Here is a 17,081-nt window from a genome sequence, read left to right as displayed (position 1 = left end):
GGACTGGGGACTGGGGACTGGGGAGAATAAGATATTACTTCTTGCCTCCTGACTCCTGACTCCTGACTCCTGACTAATGACTAATGACTAATCACTATATGTTTAATAGGAATTTCAATCCAGAATTGTGTACCTACATCCAATTGAGAATCACATTTGAAAATTCCGTTGTGTTTTTCCACTACAATTTGATAACTAATTGATAAACCTAAACCCGTACCTTTTCCTATGGGTTTAGTGGTGAAAAATGGATCAAATATTCTTTGTCTGATAGTTTCTGGCATTCCTGGTCCACTATCTCTAATCTGAATGACTGCACTTTTTTCATTGTCATTCATTACTCCTACAGTGGTAGAAATAGTAATTTTTCCTGACCTGGGATTTTCTTTGGCACTTTCTTCTGTATGTTTTCTGTAAATTTCTAAAGCATCAATGGCATTACTCAAAACATTCATAAAGACTTGATTGAGTTGTCCGGCAAAACATTCTACCAATGGTAAATCACCATATTCTTTAATAATTTCAATACCAGGAGATTCAGGTCTGGCTTTTAAACGATGCTGCAAAATTAATAATGTGCTATCAATGCCTTCATGAATATTTACTTCTTTCATTTCTGCCTCATCAAGACGTGAAAAATTCCGCAAAGATAAGACAATTTGCCGGATTCTATCTACCCCTATTTTCATAGAAGATAAGGTTTTTGGTAAATCTTCTAGGAGAAATTCTAAATCTAGTTCTGCTGCTAGTTCTATAATTTCTTCGCAGGGTTCAGGATATTTCTGCTGATAGATATCTAGCATATTCAGCAAATCTTCAGCATATTCATTGATATGGATGAGATTTCCAGAAATAAAGTTAACTGGATTATTAATTTCATGGGCAACACCAGCTACAAGTTGCCCTAAAGATGACATTTTTTCCGTTTGAATTAGTTGGGTTTGAGTGGCTTTTAATTCATGCAATGTTTGTGTAAGTTGATCCGCTTGCTGCTGAGTTTTTACTAATAATTCAGCTTGTTGAATAGCTACTCCCAACTGTGAGGCTATTTGACTAATAAAATTAACTTCTGAAATTTTCCATTGCCGGGGACCAGTATGTTGATAGGTGCAAAGTAAACCCCAGAGTTGTTGTCTAATAAATATCGGAGCTAATACAAAAGCGTGAATTTGAAACTGCTCTAAAATATCGACATGACAGGGGGTAAATCCCATTTTATGGATATCATCTACTGCAAAGGTTTCATTGTTGCGGTATCTTCCACCTTGAGTATCTTGTAAGTAAGTATCATTCCAAATTGTATTAATTCCTAGTTTAGTTTCATTAAACCAATTAGGACTGGTAGCTTCAAAATCACCAACAAATTCTCCACCCCAATCTTCTGTAAATTTATAAACAGAAACTCGGTCTGCTTTGATTAATTTGCAAACTTCCTTACTTGTAGTTTTAAATATAGTATCAGTATCCAGGGACTCCCGAATTTTATTGATGACTCCAAATACAGCTTGTTGTTGTTCTGCTGTTCTTTGCATTTGCAGTGTCCGTTTATGGACTTGTTTTTCTAAATTTTCATTGAACTTTTGCACCTGTTGATAAAGTTCATATTGTTGAATCGCTGAAGCAAAGTGTTTGCGAATTTCTCCAGCTAGTTCTATGTCTTCATTTGTCCATTTTTGCGCTTGTGCTTTTTTTGATTCTCTCCACAGTTCAAAGGACATCCGGGGATAAAGTTGTCTATTGTCTGGATCAAATTTCCCCGCCCACAGGGTTTCTGTTTCTATTTCATTACGAAAAATGCTTAAATATCCTACTAATTCTTGCCGATAGTGCAGGGGAATCATTAAAATACTGCGAATTTTTGTGGGTTTAAATGCTAGTTGAATAATTCTTAAATTAGAATCTTGGTAGATATCATTAATTGCCCAAATTTCATATTCTCCAGATTTATAATGTTCCTGCCAAACGCTATATTGTTCTAAAAATGGATATATATTTGGGTTGGGAATAACTGGTTGCTCTCCACATACATAAAGCTGGAGACAATTACTACCAGGAATTAAACATTCTCTTAAAGATTTAAATTGACTATGTTGTAAGTCAAAGGCATTATGTCTAATACATAATCTACCACCAACACCATTAAAGGCTGCAACTGTAGCTTCTAAAGCTGGTTGTAAAACTATTGTTGGTAGTGAATGCAGTAGTGTAGCAATACGATTAATAATAGCTTCTCTTTCTGCTTTGGCACGGGCTTGGGTGAGAAGATTACTTTGAGCGATCGCAACAGATACTTGCTCAACTACCATCTGCATTGCATCTAGTTCATATTCTGCTACTTCACGTGCTTGAGAATGATGAGATGTTAATAATCCCCACAGTTGATTTTGATAAATAATTGGTGCTACTACTGAAGATTTTACCCCCATAGCTGTCAAATATTCTATATGACATGGATCTACAGGACGGTAAAGAAGATCCTCAGAAATAATTTCTCCGGTTTCTAGGTTACGCACAGGACTTTGGCCAACTTCTTTTGAGTCTACATTGACTACAGAACGCACCCGCGACTTAATAAATAATTCCCGTGCATGAGGAGGAATATCATCAGCAGGAAAATTCAACCCCAACAATGACGGTAAACGATTTTCATAAATAGATTCAGCAATAACCTCACCACTACCATCATCATGAAATTGATAAATCATTACTCGGTCAGTTCCCAACAAAGAACGCACCTCGGCTGTGGTTGCTGTAATAATGTCTTCTAGTTCCAAGGACTGACGGATACGATTTGTAATCCTACGCAGTAACGTTTCTTGAGCCATGCCTGTTCGCAGGTCTAGTGGAGGGACGGAAACCATTTTTTATACAACTATTCATACATTAATTATAGTCTATTCTTATTTTTAATTAAAGTTAAATTGTTTTTTGATAACTTTGTCTTCCGTGGGAGTACGGTCAAGGTATGGGCTTAACGATTATTCATTTTTTGCTGAACTTCCGCAGAATTATCGTTAAGGAATAGGTGACAGGTGACAGGTGACAGGTGACAGGTGACAGGTGACAGTTAATAAATATCAACTATCAACTATCAACTATCAACTATCTCCTAAACTCTCACACCGTCAGCAAAGCGGATTTTCAGATAATCATTATCCATTTTTGCCCCTGCTGGTTGCAGTGCGGCTAAAGCCTGGGGTAAAACTAAGTTACGGCGATGATTACCAATGGTAATGTTTAATTCGTCCCCGGTTTTGCTCAGTTGAATCTGGCTTTTAGGAATGTTGGGTAAATAAAGTTCTAAGCTGTATTGGTTATTTTCCTGCACAACTCTAATAGTGGTTTCTTTGTAATAAACCTGAGTTGGATCTTCATCTTTATAGAGAGTTTCTTTGAGTCTCTCTAATGCAGCTAAACCACACATTTCTTCAGAAAATAAGGGTACTTCCTTCACAGGTAAAGGGAGGAAGTTTTCATGAATTTCTTGGCGGTATTGTTCTTGATTTTCTTTCCAACGTTGGAAAAATGGATCTTCAACTTCTTTGGGAATAATGCGGTTAGCTACAACTAAATCTGTGGCTACATTATATAAACTCAGATAAGCATGAGCGCGGAGCGATTCTTTAATCACCATTTTTTCTGGGTTGGTGACAAGTCTCACTGAGGTTTGTGTATTGTCAGTTAATACTTTTTCTAGTGCTTCTATTTGTTCATAAAATTCATAGGGTGCATCCATTACTTCTTTATCTGGTAAAGAAAAACCAGCAATGGGTTTAAAAATCGGTTCAACTAGAGGTCTAAGTGCTACGGAGATGTTTTGAAAAGGTTTATAAAAACGCCGCATATACCAACCACCAACTTCTGGTAAACTCAGAAGACGTAATGCAGTACCTGTGGGTGCGGAGTCAATAATTAAAACGTCAAATTCTCCTTCATCATAATGACGTTTCATTCTCACTAAACCGAAAATTTCATCCATTCCTGGTAAAATTGCCAGTTCTTCCGCTTGTATTCCTTCTAAACCCCGTGCTTGCAAAACTTGGGTAATATAACGTTTTACTGCACCCCAGTTTCCTTCTAATTCTTGCAGTGCATCGAGTTCTGCACCCCACAAATTTGGGCGCACTTGTTTTGCGTCGTGTCCTAATTCTAGATCAAAACTATCTGCTAAGGAGTGAGCAGGATCTGTACTTAAAACTAATGTTTTATAACCGAGTTCTGCACAACGAAGTCCGGTTGCTGCTGCGACGGAGGTTTTACCTACGCCTCCCTTACCTGTCATTAAAATTACGCGCATGAATGATTCTGTCCTACCTGAATTTTGTTTACATTTATTTACATTATCCTTTGTTTCTGGAAAATAGGTGTTGCTTTAGTACATCTAATTGGGAACAGTGCCAATAGTCAATGTGGGAAATTATTAAACCTTCATTATTGAGACGTAGTTCACTCCAACCAGAAATAGATATCCTTGGTTTCCAGGGTAATGCAGCATCCCAGCTAAGTGTCCACTCGGTTTTAATTGTGTTTTCTTGTTGTTGAATATTATGTAAATCCATTTTGAGGTTGAGGAAAAATGTTTGAATGAATTTAATCATCCATTTATAAAGTTCTAAACCCCGAAATTTAAATACAGCATCTTGAAAATAAACATCCTTTGCATAAATGCTGTAAGTTTGATTAACTGGAAATCTTTGATAGTCGGCTTTAAGTGTTGCTAAAATATCCATGATTGGTAATTGGTAATTGGTGATTGGGTTTAATTTTCAATTTTCAATTTTCAATTTTCAATTTTTCTTGGGTTATTTCTACATAAATATGCTCTAAGCGTACAGGTTGACGGGAAATAGAATCAATGGGTATACTATCAAATTTAGCAAGGATTTCTTTTAATTCTAACGGTTCTGGTAGTAAAAAAGCTAAATCATTACCATAACGTCGGGGTATGAAATTATATTCTTGAGCTAGGGCGATCGCCTCTTCTTCTTGTGTTGTTTGTAACATGACAATTTCTTGTCCGGGAATTAAAGTTTTTAACTCGGATAAACTACCCTCTGCTAATATTTTACCATTTTTCAAAATACCAATGCGGTTACAAAGTCTTTCTGCTTCATCTAATAAATGGGTAGTTAATAAAATTGTCATTCCTTGATTTTTAAGATTACGAATTAATTGCCAAATTTCATATCGTGCTTCAATATCTAAACCTGTAGTGGGTTCATCAAGAATGACTAACTGGGGTTGATGTACTAAAGCAACAGCAATATTTAACCGTCTTTGCATTCCGCCGCTGAGAGTTTCTACGGGACTTTTAGCTCTATCTAATAAGTTTACAGATTTGAGAGTTGCTTCTATTTGTTGTTGTTTGGTTTCTCGATCTAAACCGTAAATGTCAGCGAAAAATTGCAGATTTTCTGCACAAGAAAGGGTTTTATATAAAAGATTTTCTTGAGGAGCAATACCAATTAATTTTTTTGTTGCTTCCGAAATCGGTTGATGATTGATTGTAATATAACCGCTATCAGCTTTGAGGAGATTACAAATAATATTGATTGTTGTTGTTTTACCTGCTCCGTTTGCACCTAATAAACCATAAACTTCTCCTGGCTGAATACTGAATGTTAAATTTTGCAGCACTTTTCGGCTTTTGTAGGACTTGTTTAAATTTTTAATTCTGAGCATATTTTCAATTTAAATCTGTTGTTTGATATACTTATAGATTACATAGCGGATTTTTTTCTTTTTTTCCTTCAAAGGAGAGGTTTTAAACCTTGAATGAAACAATTGTCAATTATCAATTATCAATTATCAATTGCTTTAAAGCTTCCTTTCCACCATCAACATTCGTTGATAAGATACCCATCCACAGGCTAACATAATCATGGCAAACCAGAATAAAAACCACAAATGTAAAATGATATTATGAAAATTTTCCCCCTTAGCCCACACTCCTAAAAGAGCTTCATTCATGTGATAAATGGGATTAAATCTCGCAATATTTAACAGAGTTTGGGGAAATAAAGAAGTTGGTAAAAATGCTCCACCCAAAATTAATAAAGGTACACCAAAAGCAGCCACCAAAGCATTAACATCTTCAATGCGTCTAGCTAATTGTGTACCTAAAATAAATCCTAAACCAACATAAGCAATGATGCTGAATAAAATGATGATAATTCCTAAGAAAATCGAACCTTGAAAAGTAGCACCCCAAAAAGCAGCTATAGTATACACTAAAAGAGTTTGTCCAATACCAATACAGCTATGAGCGAGAAAAATTCCCAAAAAATAAGATGTACCACTTAACGGAGAAATAAACAAGCGTTTGAGAGTTTGCTGTTCTCTTTCTGCGACTACAGTAGCAACACTTCCACCCAAACAACTAAAAAACAGTGCAGCACCTACCAAAGTTGAAGGTGCAGCATTTTCCAAAGCTTCAGACATGGTTAATTTTGCCCGTTCTGCCAAAATAAATCCATTGAGAATTAAAATGGAGATGGGGAAAATACTCCAAAAAATTAAGCTGCGTCTGCGTCGTAACAGTTCAATTAAGATGCGCTGAGTTACAGCTATAGTTTCACGCCAATATTTCATCTTGATAATCTGATTTACAAATCAATACCTTGGTCAAAAAAAGAGTATGAAGAGAGGACTGATGTAGTAGAGTTATAATCTTCCAAAAAAACAACTCGAAAGTCACAAACAGCCCATGTTCGATATCCTAACATTGTTGCAATGCTTACTACCAAAAATCAAAGTGACGACGATGCGGCAGTTAGAGGTTGTTTGAAAACTTTTTCGTGTGGGATTTGACACCCGCAGATATCCCTAAATCCCCCTTAAAAAAGGGGACTTTGAGGAATTTAGCCCCCCTTTTCAAGGGATCACAGGGGTAGGTTTTTAATATGATCTGTGAAGGCAAGACCAGGAAGACAAGGAAGGCTTGTCCTGAGCGTAGTCGAAGGGATGGACAAGGAAGATTTTATACGGACAATGGTTTTTTGACGGACTATTTTTGTGACTAAAAATACAGACTTTGTACTGTTTTCCTCCCTTGTCACCTTGTCCACCAAGTCTTGCCCTCACGACAATGTAAAAAACCTACCCTTGTAAGTTAGGGGGATCTCGATTAATTCTGATACTTTTCAAACATCCTCTTAAATTTAATACCCTTTGATCCTACGTGCTAGTCGGAAAAGTCGGATCTTGAGGTCGGATCAAGTCTGGTTTTATCTAAAATACTTTTAAAGGTATTGATAGTGAGACCAACGCTGGATATAATTCATCAGAAAAGTAAGTGGTAAAGCGTCTGATGAAAGAAATGTATAATATGAATAGTTAATTGTAATGATATACAAATCCTATAGATAAATCTATTTGACTTTGGAAAGAAATGAAGAGAAAAGACGGTCAATATAACTGAAAAAGTAGCCAACATTTACATATATAAACACTTACTAGAGGTAGCTGTGATCGCTAATTGCAATTCTATCTGTAAAATAAACTACAAAATAGCATGATCAAAAACCCTAAAAAATGACATTCAACTACTGATGAATCTTGAAGAAGCAATCCAATGGGTAGACTCAACCCTAGAATCCAAAACAGGTAAAAAACTAACCTTTCCAGAGAAAGGAATCCTCAAAGCTGCTTGGGAAAATGAAACCTATAATGCTGTTGCAGATAGTTTATACATAAGTGTGGGGCATATTAAAGATTTAGCCTCATTATTATGGAAACGCCTTTCCGACTTAATGGGAGAAAAAGTCAACAAAAGTAACTTTCGCAATTTACTTTTACAACGAAACGCTGCCTCTACTCAATCTTCTATAAACATTGTCGAAAAGGAAACTTATCAAACTGAAGACCCCAAAGGTAATATTTTAATTGTTGATGACCTCATCGAAAATCTGCATTTTTTATATGATATTTTAACTAAACAGGAGTATAAAGTTCGCACTGTTACCAACGGTAATATGGCATTACGAACCGTCCGCAATAACCCTCCAGATGTGATTTTACTTGATATCAAAATGCCAGATATTGATGGCTATCAAGTCTGCTCAATGCTGAAAGCTGAAGCAGAAACTTCAGATATTCCGATTATTTTTCTCAGTGCTTTAAACGAAGTTTTTGATAAAGTCAAAGCTTTTGAGGTGGGAGGAGTAGATTATATTACCAAACCATTTCAAACTGAAGAAGTGATCGCCCGGATTCAAACTCAAATCACTTTACAACAACAAAAACACCAGTTACGACAAGAAATTGAGAAACATCAGCAAACCGCAGAAATTCTCTACCAATCTCGCGCCCTTCTCGCCAGTTTATTAAATAGTTCCAGAGATGGAATTGCTGCTATGCAAGCCGTGAGAGATATGATAACTGGAGAAATCGAAGACTTTCGCTATTTATTAGTTAATCCTGTCTATGCGAAAATCTTGGGTAAAAAGAGAGAAGAATTGACTAATAATTTAGGGCAAAAGAAATTCTTAAATCAACTCATTCCCGGTTTTTTTGAACAGTTAATCCAGGTAGTGGAAACAGGAGAAAGACTTGAAGAAAATTTTTTTTGGGAAACCAATATGCAAAAGAAATGTTATGACTTGATAGCTGTTAAGTTAGGAGATGGCTTTTCGATGACTGTGCGTGAGGTGAAAGATTAGGGGGTAAATATAAGGAAATATCTACACCATCTATTTAACTATGTATTAATTATGTATTAATTATGTATTAATTATGTGCTTGATGACTTTGTTGCCAAAGTTGTGCATAAACTCCATTTTGTTGCAATAAATATTGAAAAATTGGTTTTGATAGTCGTGGTCATCCGCTGTTTCGTCCTATCACTAAAGAACAAGAAAAACGAGAACTTGATAACGATTTACTGACAATTATAGGGGAATTTCAACAGTTTATTAAAGAGGTTTAGAACAGCATTTTTGATAAATAACGAACGATATTTGCTCTGAATGTCTATTGCTGCTGTTCAAGTTACCTGTGCAAGTTGTATATGAAGAAATGTAGGGTACTTTCGTAAATTTGCATAGCAAGAGGATAGGGTGTAGTGTGTACATTATGTATTGGAAAAGAGTTGTAGATATTTCAGTATGGCCAAAGACTTATTCCACGAAGCCGTTAAGCAAGCTTTAATTAAAGACGGATGGACTATTACAGGCGACCCATTAATCATTCGGATTGACCGTGTTAAACTAGAAATTGATCTAGCTGCTGAAAAAGTATTTGCGGCTGAAAAAGATGACCAAAAAATTGCGGTAGAAGTTAAAAGCTTTATCAATACTTCCGCAATTACTGATTTTCATAATGCGCTAGGTCAGTTTCTTAATTATCGTCTTGCCTTGGAAATGACAGAGCCAGAGCGTATCCTCTATTTAGCCGTTCCTATTGATATTTTTAATACTTTTTTTCAGGAGCGTTTTACTCAAGCAGCAATTTCAAAATATGCCTTAAAAATAATAGCATATAAACCCGATACTGAGGAGATAATCGCATGGACAAACTAGATAAATATCGTCAAATTATCCGGGAATTATTAACAGACCATGCTACCCCAAATGAGCCAAATATTGAATGTCAACTCATTTTTGATTCAGAACATGATCATTATCAAATTCTAGATGTTGGTTGGCAGGACTTAAATCGCATTTATTCCTGTTACATTCATTTAGACATTAAAGACAACAAAATCTGGATTCAGCACAATATGACAGAAGCTGATATTGCTCAAGAGTTGGTGGAAAGAGGAGTTCCAGCTACAGATATTGTTTTAGGCTTGCATCCCCCATACAAACGTCCTTATACCAAATATGGAGTTGCTTGATTAAAGTTGATAAAATAGGCATGGTATCCTGTAAATTTGTAAAATTACTATATGGCAATCCTAAATAATAAGTGAGAATTTTATCAGCCTAAAATGCTTATAAAATAAGAATTTTTATCTGTTTCCAATATTAAATTGGAGCAAATTTCACTATGGAAGACATAACAGATAAATTAAGGAACTATCAGCAAATTGTACAGCAATTGTTGATGGATTATGCAGAAGTTAAGCCAGCTTATGGAGAGATTGAAGTTGAGACTATTTTTGATACGCAGCGAAATCACTATCAAATTGTCTATCTAGGGTTTGCTGAAAAAGTCTTTTTGTGGGGGCAGGCAAGAGTTTGGGCTATCTGTTATCCCTAGATTTTATGACTTATTCAACTCAAAATGCACGCTTTTGGGAGTATCCCCCTCAAAAATCTTGCACTTACTTTCTTTTTTAGCTGTCCCCAACCCCTTGATTTATCTGGGTTTCACATTTATTCAGCAAGCCCTATCTAGGTTGGCAGCATCAGCGATGGGTGCATGATTGTGTAATACATCTTGATATTCGTAATGAAAAAATCTGGATTTTCTACAATTCAACGGAGCATGATATTGCAGCAGATTTGGTTGCTTTGGGTGTACCAAAACAAGATATTGTACTAGGTTTCCATCCTTCTTTCATGAGGGAAATGAGTGACTATGCTGTGGGTTAAAAGTATCATAATGAAAAAGGCGATCGCTCTTTGGTAAAATGATTTTTATAAAATGAGTAATGATTCAGTTAAATCCAAAATCTTTTCAAATTGAAACTTCTTCACCCAATCTTGGCAAGTTTGACGCAGTAAAGTATGAGATTCAGGAGTTGATTCTAGGATTTGCGAGACTAATTCTACATCTGCATCAAGGGCGGCTTCATGCAAATTTACAATCCATGATTTTGGCATAGCTGCTAATAACTCAGTTAAACTTAATGATTCTATAATTAAATTATCAGGCTGAGAAAGTGGCTCTTTTTCTTGATAAATATAATGGACTCCCAAATATTTACCCATCATCTCAAATATGGTTTCTTTGTAAAAAGGTTTGCGAACAAAATCATCGCAGCCAGCCGATAAAATTATAGTCTTTTCCTCTTCCCAGGCACTGGCAGTTACAGCAATAATAACTGTGGTTTGCCCTTGAGTTGTGCTTTTAATGTGTTTCGTGGCTTCATAACCATTCATTACTGGCATTCGCATATCCATCCAGATCAGATGGGGTGAATATTCATGCCAAATTTTAATGGCATCTTCACCGTTATTAGCTTCTTGTACGTCAAAACCAACAGGTTGTAAAAGTTTAACTAACAGTTGGCGGTTATAGTCTTGATCATCCACTACCAAAATGCGATATTGAGGTTGGTTAGGCGCTAAGGCAATAATGCGATCGCGCTGAGGTTTATTTTTTATTTCTTCTGTTTCCGCAATGCCTACTAATATATCAAATTTAAAAGTAGTACCAGAGGACGATAAAGAAGAAATTATATCCACATTTTTTAATGTATTGTCACAGACAGGTAAAGAAGTTCCAGGGGTGAAGACTTTACCACCACTAATGACAGTCATTTCACCTCCCATTAAGCGTACAAATTCACGACTAATTGTTAATCCTAATCCCGTTCCTTGCTGTATTTTCTGTCCCGATGCTGTTTGTACAAAGGGTTGAAATAAATTCTCCAGTTCCTCAACCGCAATACCAATTCCTGTATCTGCAACTTCAAAGGTAATTGTTGTTTCTCGCTGATCCTGCTCTATCTGTTTGTTAAGTCCAATTTTCACAGATACACTGCCAAAGTCGGTAAATTTAATGGCATTATTTATTAAATTTATCAGCACTTGTCGTAATTTAATCTCATCAGTGTGGATATATTGGGGAACATCAAAAGATCGCTCAAATATTAGCTGCAAGTTTTTATCTTTGGCTTTCAAAGTAAACATATCTTCAAGATCAGCCAATAGGTAATACAAATCGAATTTAGCTGTGGATAAAATTATGCGTCCGGCTTCAACTTTAGATAAGTCCAGAACTTGATTAATTAGTGTCAACAAATGCTCTCCACTGCGATGAATAATATCAAGATTATTTTTTTGTTCATTTGATAGATTTTTGTCTTGGTTCATGAATTGGGAAAAACCGAGAATAGCATTGAGGGGAGTTCGTAATTCATGACTCATATTAGCAAGAAATGTGCTTTTAGCGCGGTTGGCAGTTTCGGCAGACTCTTTCGCCCGTTCGAGTTCTGCTTCTATTTTTTTGCGTTCGTTAATTTCTTGTTCTAAACGGACATTTTCAATCAAGGTTTTTTCTGCTTGTTTGCGATCGCTAATATCTTGAAAGGCGGCGATCGCATATTCCACATTACCCATTTCATCAAAAATTGGCGTACTGGTGACTTCTAAAGGTAAAATTCCCTCACTAGAATGTAATTCTAAATCATCCGCCCGTATTTTTTCGCCACCAAGAGAGCGCACAATAGGCAACTGTTCTACTGGGTACATTTGATTAGTTTCTGCCCGATATATGCTATAGGCTTGTGAAAGTTGTTCAATTTCTGCTTTTGGTAACTCTTGAATTTGGAATAACTGCTGGGAAACTTGATTAGTATAAACCAATTTTCCTTTAGCATCATGAACAGAAATACCCAAAGGAATAGCATTAAGGAATTTATTCAGGCGATTTTGTGCCGATTGTAATTGAGTATAAAGTCTAGCATTATTCAGAGCGATCGCCGCTTGTGTCGAAAGCATTTGTATTATTTTTAAACGTTCCGGTGTAAAAACACCATCAGCTAAATTATTCTCTAAATAAACAATCCCAATGAATTGCCCCTGATTCAACAATGGCGCACAAAGAACTGATTTTGGTTGATATTTTTTAATATAAACATCTTGCGTAAATCTACCTTCACGAGCAACATTACTTTCAATCAATCCTTCTTTAGTTCTAGCAACATAATAAATAATAGATGCAGGTAAACAAGATTCAATAGGAATTGATTGTAATACTAAAACCTCCTCAGAATTTGCCTCACTAGACGCTTCAACTCGTAATTCTCCCAAAGATTCCAAAATCAAATAACCAATTTGCGCCCCCGCACTAGATAACAAAATTCTCATCAAAGAAATCAACAATTTATCCAATTCAATTTCACTAGCAATTGCTACAGCAGCCTTCATCAGTGCTACTAAATCTAACACTTCCCCGGCGTTACTACCAGAGGTACTAGGTAAACTATTACGTGAATCTAAAGACATATTAGTTTTAGTAAATCGCTGTAAAAGTTGTGGATATTGCTGTTCTAAATCCTTAACTTTAGCAGTTGCACCCCAACGCAAATAGCAATGATAAGCATTAATCAAATAACCTTGGGCAACCTGCACTTTTCCCCAATTTAGATAAAATTTAGCAGCCAATTCATTAGCTAAAGCTTCTTCATTCACATAATCATTTTTTTTAGCTAAAGCAATAGCCAAATCATAACAATCAATAGCTTTAATATTTTCCCCCAACACTCGATGCAATTCTCCCTGCACCAGATAGAACTTTTGTAAATGAGTCATCGGGGCAAAACGCGCCCATTTTTTAATATTTTTTAACTTAGCTTTTACCAGTTTTTGAATGCGTTTTTGTTCAGATTTAACAACATCAGTATATATAGCCAAGTAAATTAAAGATATGTAAAAATCTGACAAAGGAATACTACCTACAGCACTATCTTGAGATGCTTCCACTAACTGAGTATATTCTATAGCTTGTTGATAATTTGCAAATAAATAACCCAGAAATATCTTATAAAAATAAAGGTAATGACAAATATTTTGGGCATTAGCTTGACGATGAATCGGCAACATTTTCTCCTCATCATAACTTGCACCAATTAAACGACAGTTATCTTCAGCTTGCCCCATTAAATTCAAAATTAACTGGCGATTAATGGCAATATAATAATAACCAGTTTCTTGTCCTAATTGTTTGAGAGAATTAGCATAAATAGCCATTTCTGGTTCTAACTTTCCTAACTCCTGTCCCAGAATATAAGCATGATGAGTATAGGAAGTTGCCGCATAAGCAGCATATTCCAAATCTCCAGTTTCCAATCCAATTACATAAGCATCCCGTAAAGGAGTCAAAGTTGCTTGCAGATGTTCTTTCCAATGTCTAATAAAGAAATTAACCACAAAAAATACTCTTGGTTTCAGTTCTTTCGCATTGAATTTATCTAATAATTTTAAAGCAAGTTGACCGAATTGATAGCCAGATTCAATATCTCCCACAACTTCCCCTGCAAGAATCAATCCATAGGTAGCATAAGCATAACAAGAACTAGGAGTATTGCCATATTTCAGAGATAAATTTACCTGTTCAAACACAATTAAAGCAAAAAGTTCAGGTATTGCAAAATAAGCAGCCGCAGTTACATCAGATAAAATCCGCATTGCTGCTAATTTATAAAGATTAGTCATTTCCGGTAAATCAATTAACTTCTCAATAGGTTTACCTGCAAAATTTAATCTTGTCCTTACCAACTTGAGTAAAATATCTACTTTATGAGGTTTTTGGGGCAGGTTAATTCCCAACATCTTTAATATTGATAGTGCAGTTTCAATAGCTTGTAGGGGTTTATTTTGTGATGTATAAGATTGAATTTTAATTTGATAGACTTTTACTTTATCTAGCAAAGAATTAGCCTTTTGTAAAACTATACTGGCTAAATTCTCCATTTCCTGAAAATTGCCATAGGAACTGGCTACCTCAGCAGCTTCCACATATAACTCCAAAGTCAAATCATACTCACTTTCCCAGCTATCTAAACTCAAACAATTTCTACCAATTCTGAAGTAATTTCCCGCAGTTTCCCAAGCTGCTGAAGCTTTCGCTTTTTTACCAGCAATGAGATTTAATTGAGCAAGTTGATCTCGTTCTAATTTAACATTTATTGCTGCAATACCTAAGTTTAGCTGATTAACAATATCAAAAATCTTTTGTGAGAGTAATTGTTGTGAAGTATTTTGTAATAAAAGTTGTCCAATTTTCCAGTGAACAGCTTGCTTTTTCTCAGCATGAATGAGGAAATATGCAGCTTGTTGAATGCGGTCATGGGCAAATTTATAAATAATTTTCAATTCATTAGTTTCTCTATCTGTTTGTAGAAACTTGTAGTCATCACCAATAGGTAATATCAATCCAAATTCCATCGCTTCCCATAATTCCTGAGCCATTTCTTTTTCAGGTTTTTCATTGATAACTGCTAGGGTTTTTAAATCAAAAGAATTACCAATACAAGCAGCTAACTGTAAAACTTTTTGGGCTGCATCTGATAATCTTTGAATTTTTTCTGTCATTAATTCGACAACGTTATCAGTAATACTACTATTGATAATTTGTTCTAAATCCCATGACCACATACCAGTAGGGATATCAAATTTTAGCAATTGCTCTGTATAAAGTGATTTAATAAACTCCTTGATAAAGAAAGGATTACCTTGGGTTTTTTCCCCAACCAATTCGGCTAATTTTTGGGTATGGTTACAACTAGTTTTGAGTGTATCGGCAATAAATTGATTAACTTGATGAAAATTTAAAGGTGAAAGGGAAATATGATTAACTACTAACCCCTGCTTTTTCATTTCTGCTACACTTAGCATAGCAGGATGAGTAGCACTGACTTCGTTATCTCGATAAGCTCCAATTAAAAACAGATATTTAGTATTAGTATGAGTCATGATTAACTGGAGCAATTGTAATGTAGCACTGTCTGTCCATTGCAGATCATCTAGGAATATAACGAGGGGATGTTCTTGTTGACAAAATACTTGAATAAAGTTTTGAAAAACTAAATTAAAGCGATTTTGTGCTTCTGTGGGAGCTAATTCCAGTACAGTAGGTTGTTTGCCAATAATCAATTCAACTTCGGGAATAACATCAATAATAATTTGTCCGTTTCCTCCTAATGCAGATAAAATTTTATCTCGCCATTGTTGTAATTGTATTTCAGTTTCCGTCAGCAATTGTCGCACTAATTCTTGAAACGCAGCAACTAACGCTTGATAGGGAATATCACGGTGTAGCTGATCAAATTTTCCACTAATAAAATATCCGCGTTTTTCAGTAATTAGCTGATAAAGTTCGTGGACTAAAGCTGATTTACCGATACCAGAATATCCAGAAATTAACATCAGTTCTGGTTGCCCCAAACTGGTACGCTCAAAAGCTGTTAATAAACTCTCAATTTGCAATTCTCTACCATATAGTTTTTCGGGAATTTGTAATTGAGGAGAAATATCTTGATATCCTAAAGTAAATCTTTGGAGAGTACCGTTTTGATATTGAGTCAGACAAGTTTCTAAATCTGCTTTGATTCCCCAAGCACTTTGATATCTGTCCTCTGGTTTTTTGGACATCAACTTCATAATAATATCAGATATAAGTTGATGGATTTCACTTGCTTCTTTAACTAAAAAATAAGCAGGTATTGGTTGTTTAGCAATATGGCAATGAACTAATTCTATTGCTTCAAAAGATGTAAAGGGCAATTGATTAGTTAACAATTCATAGAAAGTGACTCCTAAAGAATAAAAATCGCTGCGGTAGTCAAGGGGACGATTCATCCTTCCTGTTTGTTCTGGAGAAATATAAGCTAATGTTCCTTCTAAAATATTCGGACTTTGTGGGCTAATATTCTCTTGGGATAAACGAGTAGATAGACCAAAATCAATAATTTTTAATTGTCCTGTTTGAGAATTGAGAACAATATTAGATGGATTAATATCTTTATGAATAATATTTTTTTGATGAATTTTTCCTAAAATATCTGTAATCTCAATAGCCAGATTGAGAAATTCTAGTAAAGAAAAATGATCATCTTTCAAGAGAATTTTTAATGATTGTCCTCCAAAATCTTCTAATAACATGAGCAGAGTATTTTGGTATTTTCTCAACTCATAAGCTTTAATTGTTTGCGCTAGGTTAAGATTATGAGTGATTTCATATTCTTGTTGATAGCGGTAAAGTTCAGCAGGTGTGGGATAATCTTCTTTAAGAAGTTTTAAAATCACAGGTTGCTGATTTGTATTAAATATGCCTTGGTATACGAGTGAATTAGCACTTTCGTAAATTTGGCTGATAATTGTGATATCTGGTAGTGAAATCATCTGAAGTAATGGCAAAATAAACTGAAAAGCTTCAATAATTTTAAGTATATACTAAAAACGGGTTACAGA

Annotated in this window: 11 protein-coding genes; 5 read left to right on the top strand and 6 right to left on the bottom strand. The window is 35.3% G+C overall.

The window, feature by feature from the left end; genetic code table 11:
• Window positions 1-80: 80 nt before the first annotated feature.
• From H5968_RS14265 to H5968_RS14245, 5 genes are all read right to left on the bottom strand, one after another.
• Window positions 81-2,825, bottom strand: a complete 2,745-nt coding sequence (locus H5968_RS14265; protein WP_187040492.1) for a GAF domain-containing protein — start codon at window positions 2,823-2,825, stop codon at window positions 81-83.
• A 284-nt stretch (window positions 2,826-3,109) separates the two neighbouring features.
• The gene (locus H5968_RS14260) at window positions 3,110-4,297 is read right to left on the bottom strand and encodes a TRC40/GET3/ArsA family transport-energizing ATPase (protein WP_096571579.1); all 1,188 of its coding nucleotides are present in this window, start codon (window positions 4,295-4,297) and stop codon (window positions 3,110-3,112) included.
• Between the two features lie 43 nt (window positions 4,298-4,340).
• Window positions 4,341-4,730, bottom strand: a complete 390-nt coding sequence (locus tag H5968_RS14255; RefSeq protein WP_187040491.1) for a DUF2358 domain-containing protein — start codon at window positions 4,728-4,730, stop codon at window positions 4,341-4,343.
• Window positions 4,731-4,773: 43 nt separating this feature from the next.
• Complete coding sequence (locus H5968_RS14250) at window positions 4,774-5,682, bottom strand: ABC transporter ATP-binding protein (RefSeq protein ID WP_187040490.1); 909 nt, start codon at window positions 5,680-5,682, stop codon at window positions 4,774-4,776.
• A 135-nt stretch (window positions 5,683-5,817) separates the two neighbouring features.
• A complete protein-coding gene (locus H5968_RS14245; RefSeq protein WP_187040489.1) occupies window positions 5,818-6,591 on the bottom strand; it encodes an ABC transporter permease in 774 nt (257 codons plus the stop codon).
• Window positions 6,592-7,550: 959 nt separating this feature from the next.
• On the opposite strand from H5968_RS14245, the gene H5968_RS14240 reads away from it, so the two are divergent.
• The 5 genes from H5968_RS14240 (at window position 7,551) to H5968_RS14220 (ending at window position 10,535) form a co-directional block, all read left to right on the top strand.
• On the top strand, window positions 7,551-8,660 hold the full coding sequence (locus H5968_RS14240; protein ID WP_187040488.1) for a response regulator: 1,110 nt from the start codon (window positions 7,551-7,553) through the stop codon (window positions 8,658-8,660).
• Between the two features lie 444 nt (window positions 8,661-9,104).
• Window positions 9,105-9,518, top strand: a complete 414-nt coding sequence (locus tag H5968_RS14235; protein WP_187040487.1) for an element excision factor XisH family protein — start codon at window positions 9,105-9,107, stop codon at window positions 9,516-9,518.
• Complete coding sequence (locus H5968_RS14230) at window positions 9,506-9,835, top strand: XisI protein (protein WP_187040486.1); 330 nt, start codon at window positions 9,506-9,508, stop codon at window positions 9,833-9,835. Before H5968_RS14235 ends, H5968_RS14230 begins: the two co-directional genes overlap by 13 nt.
• Before the next feature lie 152 nt (window positions 9,836-9,987).
• A complete protein-coding gene (locus tag H5968_RS14225) occupies window positions 9,988-10,200 on the top strand; it encodes an element excision factor XisI family protein (protein WP_187040485.1) in 213 nt (70 codons plus the stop codon).
• A 101-nt stretch (window positions 10,201-10,301) separates the two neighbouring features.
• Window positions 10,302-10,535 carry an element excision factor XisI family protein gene (locus H5968_RS14220; protein ID WP_187040493.1) on the top strand — a complete coding sequence of 78 codons (234 nt, stop codon included), beginning with the start codon at window positions 10,302-10,304 and terminating at the stop codon, window positions 10,533-10,535.
• Window positions 10,536-10,580: 45 nt separating this feature from the next.
• Here H5968_RS14220 and H5968_RS14215 read toward each other — a convergent pair whose 3' ends face one another.
• The gene (locus tag H5968_RS14215) at window positions 10,581-17,012 is read right to left on the bottom strand and encodes a hybrid sensor histidine kinase/response regulator (protein WP_187040484.1); all 6,432 of its coding nucleotides are present in this window, start codon (window positions 17,010-17,012) and stop codon (window positions 10,581-10,583) included.
• Window positions 17,013-17,081: the final 69 nt, after the last annotated feature.

This window comes from Sphaerospermopsis sp. LEGE 00249 (genome assembly GCF_014299995.1).
Lineage (GTDB): Bacteria > Cyanobacteriota > Cyanobacteriia > Cyanobacteriales > Nostocaceae > Sphaerospermopsis > Sphaerospermopsis kisseleviana.
Note: the sequence above shows the minus strand (reverse complement) of the source record. Positions and strands in the feature narration are given on the sequence as shown.